At 58.4% G+C, this 4,448-nt stretch carries 4 protein-coding genes and 1 tRNA gene; 4 read left to right on the top strand and 1 reads right to left on the bottom strand.

Annotated elements, in window-relative coordinates; genetic code table 11:
* The 3 genes from VGU61_RS22385 to VGU61_RS22375 form a co-directional block, all read left to right on the top strand.
* The coding region (locus tag VGU61_RS22385) for an FAD-dependent monooxygenase (RefSeq protein WP_326861531.1) at positions 1 to 754 on the top strand (754 nt) is incomplete at its 5' end.
* 139 nt (positions 755 to 893) lie between these two features.
* Positions 894 to 1,973, top strand: a complete 1,080-nt coding sequence (hppD, locus tag VGU61_RS22380; RefSeq protein ID WP_326861530.1) for a 4-hydroxyphenylpyruvate dioxygenase — start codon at positions 894 to 896, stop codon at positions 1,971 to 1,973.
* Between the two features lie 155 nt (positions 1,974 to 2,128).
* Positions 2,129 to 3,136, top strand: a complete 1,008-nt coding sequence (locus tag VGU61_RS22375) for a tripartite tricarboxylate transporter substrate binding protein (RefSeq protein ID WP_326861529.1) — start codon at positions 2,129 to 2,131, stop codon at positions 3,134 to 3,136.
* Positions 3,137 to 3,336: 200 nt separating this feature from the next.
* On the opposite strand, the gene VGU61_RS22370 is transcribed toward VGU61_RS22375, so the two are convergent.
* Positions 3,337 to 3,411 (bottom strand) — tRNA-Arg (locus tag VGU61_RS22370).
* A 144-nt stretch (positions 3,412 to 3,555) separates the two neighbouring features.
* On the opposite strand from VGU61_RS22370, the gene VGU61_RS22365 reads away from it, so the two are divergent.
* Positions 3,556 to 4,448 (top strand): ATP-binding cassette domain-containing protein (locus VGU61_RS22365; RefSeq protein ID WP_326861528.1); only part of this gene is annotated, 893 nt, incomplete at its 3' end.

Raw genomic sequence — 4,448 nt, 5'->3', positions numbered from 1 at the left:
CTCCGCAGTCCGCCGGTTCCTGTATCCCACCGGTGACCAGCCCCGGTTTTCGGGGCGCATGCTATGGCGTGCCGTCACGGAAGCCGAACCTTACCTTGATGGACGCAGCATGTTCATGGCGGGGCACCAGGACCAGAAATTCGTGTGTTATCCGATTTCCGAACCGCTGCGCAGGCAAGGGCGTTCGCTGATCAACTGGATCGCGGAGCTTCGCGTTCCCAACGGCGAGCTGCCGAAGACAGACTGGAACCGCAAGGTCGACAAGGCGGTGTTCAGCAAGCCGTTCGACAACTGGAAATGGGGATGGATCGATATTCCGGCCATTATCCAAGGGGCGGAAGTCGTGTACGAGTTTCCCCTGGTCGATCGCGACCCCTTGCCCCGCTGGACGTTCGAACGCGTGACATTGCTTGGTGATGCCGCTCATCCCATGTATCCGATCGGTTCAAACGGCAGCGCCCAGGCAATCCTGGATGCGCGTTATCTGACAGATTGCCTGGCCAGTGAAACCGATATCCGGTACGCGCTGCGCGAATACGAGGCGGAAAGACTGCCGCGCACGACCGGCATCGTTCTTCGCAACCGGATGAATGGTCCCGAACAGGTGATGCAGATCGCCGAAGAGCGGGCGCCGAACGGATTCAAGCACATCAACGACGTCATCTCCCAGGCGGAACTGGAAGCGGTCTCCATGCGTTACAAGCAACTCGCGGGATTTGACAAGAACGCGCTGAGCGCCAAGGTGGCTACCTGACGCAAGGGCATTGCGACGGCATGTGGATGAAAGGTCCGGCTTCGTTCGTATGGTGAGCCCTCGCGGGCGATGTCCATGCATTCGGCAGGCGGCTCGCTGCAGTGGCCGTGTTTGATCACTTACTTATCTGAGGAACATCATGTCCGATCTTTTTGACAATCCAATGGGACTCATGGGTTTTGAGTTCGTCGAATTCGCCTCTCCCACGCCGAACGTACTGGAGCCGATCTTCGAGAAGATGGGCTTCACCAAGGTTGCCCGCCACCGCTCGAAAGATGTGGTGCTGTACCGGCAGGGTGACATCAACTTCATCATCAATAACGAGCCCAAGAGCATTGCCGCATATTTCGTCGCCGAACATGGCCCGTCCGCCTGCGGCATGGCGTTTCGGGTCAAGGATGCGCACAAGGCCTATGCGCGTGCGCTTGAACTGGGTGCCCAGCCGGTCGACATACCCACCGGCCCGATGGAGCTTCGCTTGCCGGCCATCAAGGGCATCGGCGGCGCGCCCCTGTACCTGATCGATCGCTTCGAGGAAGGAAAGTCGATCTACGACATTGATTTCGAGTTCCTGCCCGGCGTGGATCGCAAGCCCAAGGGAGCGGGCCTGAAGTTCATCGATCACCTGACCCACAACGTCTATCGGGGGCGGATGGGTTACTGGGCCGGTTTCTATGAAAAGCTGTTCAATTTCCGGGAGATTCGCTACTTCGACATCACCGGCGAGTACACCGGCCTGACCTCCAAGGCCATGACGGCGCCGGACGGCAAGATCCGCATCCCGCTCAACGAAGAATCGAAAAAGGGCGGCGGGCAGATCGAGGAATTTCTCATGCAGTTCAATGGCGAGGGCATCCAGCATATCGCGCTGTTGACGGATGACCTGATGTCCACGCTCGATGAACTGAGGATGGCAGGCGTGCCGTTCACGCCTGCGCCGCCGCAAACCTACTACGAAATGCTCGAGGAGCGCCTGCCCGGCCACGGCGAAAAGGTCGATGAATTGCAGATGCGAGGCATCCTTCTTGACGGGGCAACCAATGACGGCCACAAACGGCTGCTGCTGCAGATTTTCTCGGCGCCGGTTTTCGGGCCGGTGTTCTTCGAATTCATCCAGCGCAAGGGTGATGAAGGATTTGGTGAAGGCAATTTCAAGGCCCTGTTCGAGTCGCTGGAGCGAGACCAGATTCGACGTGGCGTGCTGCAGGGCGAATTATGAACAACGGCTGCAATGACGCAACGCAAGCGTGTTCATCAGCTGCGGAAACTGTGAAACCAGTACAGCACATCCGCCTGCCTTCGCGCTGTTGGGGCTAAGACGGATATTGGCACTGGCACTACGAGTTAATTACGAGAACATCCAAGGAGACACTCTTGATCGATAAAGAAAAATCAGGCATGTACTGGGTAGGCGCCCGGGTTGTCCGGGCCGCCGCGGCATGCATGTTGCTCGCTGCCACGACGGGGAGCGCACTCGCACAATCCTATCCAACGCGTCCTGTGCGCTTGGTGGTCGGGTTCCCTAGCGGAACAGGCCCGGATCTCGTTGCGCGCCTGGTTGCACAGAAGCTCCAGGAGTTCACCGGCCAGGGTTTCGTGGTCGACAACAAGACAGGCGCAGCGGGACTTATCGCAGCACGTGAAGCGGCGAAAGCGCCGCCTGACGGCTACACACTGTTTCTGGGCACCGTTGGGGAAATGGCAATCGCACCCAGCTCCTATACCCGACTGGGCTTCGATCCGGTCAAGGATTTCGCTGCTGTCAGCCATGTCGTGACTTCGGACTTCGCTTTCGTCGTGCCAACCGCGACGCCTGCAAAAAACCTGAAGGAGTACGTGGAATGGGGCAAGTCGCAGAAGAGTTTATTCATGGGAACCTTCGGCGCCGGAACACCCGGCCACTTCGGTGTCGCCATGCTGGCCGATGCAACTGGCCTCAAGGCTGAGCCGGTCCATTACAAGAACACGGGCGATGCGATGAGCGGCATCATCGCAGGCGATACACAAGGCTTGTTCGGAACTCTTGCTTTGGTCAGCTCCCACGTCAAGGGAGGCAAGCTGCGTGCGCTCGCAACCACCGGCGCGGAACGTTCGACGATGTTGCCGGATGTGCCGACCGCGAAAGAGCAGGGTTATCCGTCCGTCGAATTCGGCGCGTGGTTCGGAATTTACGCGCCTGCAAAGACACCGAACGACATCCTGGACAAATTGAACGGGGAAGTCGTGAAGGCAATGCAGGCGCCCGACGTGCGCGAAAAACTGCAGGGAGTCGGGTTTCGCGTGGTAGGCAGCAGCAGGCAGGAATTTGACCGCCTACTGAAGCAAGACATCCCCCGCTGGGAAAAGGTCGTGAAGGCGACTGGCTTCAAAGCACAGGAGTAGAAAGGCGGCAGGCGAAAACCTGACGCTGACAAAAGAAAAGCGCCTGCGGGCGCTTTTTGTTCTTCTGGCGCCGACGCGATAGACTTCCGAGCGATCAATCAACAAGCGCGGCACTGGGCAGTGCAACTGCGCTCAAGGGAAACATAAGCGAAGGGAATTTGGCGCAAATGTGTCCAAAGAAGAGGAGTCTTGCATGAAACTGGTCCCGCCGACAGGAATCGAACCTGTATCTAGCGCTTAGGAGGCACTCGTTCTATCCATTGAACTACGGCGAGACGCTGGGAACCGAGCTTCGTTTTGCAGCCCGGTGCGAAATTATAGCCGAGACTCTGTTGCGGGAAATAACTTCGTTCTGCAGGCTGTCGGTACAATGCCCGCTTCGTTAATCACATGCGTCGCGCTTTGCGCGAAAAATCGTTATGGCTGTCGTCTCCCTTTCCAATGCCCAGCTTGCATTCGGGCATGTTCCTCTCCTTGACCATGCAGAATTCGCGCTCGAATCGACAGAACGTGTCGGCCTGATCGGGCGCAACGGTACCGGCAAATCCTCCTTGCTGAAAATCATCGCCGGCATTTCCCGCCTCGATGACGGGCTGCTGGTCATGCAACAAGGCGTCAAGATCGCTTATGTCGAACAGGAGCCGCAATTTGTCAACGACATGACTGTGTTCGATGCTGTGGCGGCCGGGATGGGTGAATTGCCCGCCTTGCTGAACGAGTACAACGACCTGGCCACGCAACTCGGCGGCAGCGACGATGACGCGGCGATGGAGCGCATGCATGAAATCCAGACCAAACTGGATGCCGCCGATGCATGGAGCCTGGGTAACCGGGTCGAAACCACGCTCGCCCGGCTGAATCTCGACAAGGACGCGCTGATGGGGACGTTGTCGGGCGGCACCAAGAAGCGGGTCGCGCTGGCATGTGCGCTGGTGAGCGCGCCGGATGTCCTCCTGCTCGACGAGCCCACCAACCATCTTGACTTCACCTCCATTCTTTGGCTGGAGGGGCTGCTGCGTGACTACAAGGGCAGCGTATTGTTCATCACTCACGACCGTTCCTTTCTCGACAATGTCGCCACCCGCATCATCGAGCTTGATCGCGGCAGGCTGCTGTCGTTTCCCGGCAATTTCAGCGCTTACCAGACGCGCAAGGCCGAACAGCTTGAAATCGAAGCGATCGAAAATGCGAAATTCGACAAAATCCTGGCGCAGGAGGAGGTCTGGATACGGAAAGGTGTCGAAGCGCGGCGTACCCGGAATGAGGGTCGCGTCAGGCGGTTGGAGGAGCTGCGACGTACGCGCAGCGCACG

Origin of the sequence: Noviherbaspirillum sp. (genome assembly GCF_035944575.1) — a bacterium.
Taxonomy (GTDB): domain Bacteria; phylum Pseudomonadota; class Gammaproteobacteria; order Burkholderiales; family Burkholderiaceae_D; genus Noviherbaspirillum.
This window is presented reverse-complemented; position numbering and strand designations above follow the sequence as displayed.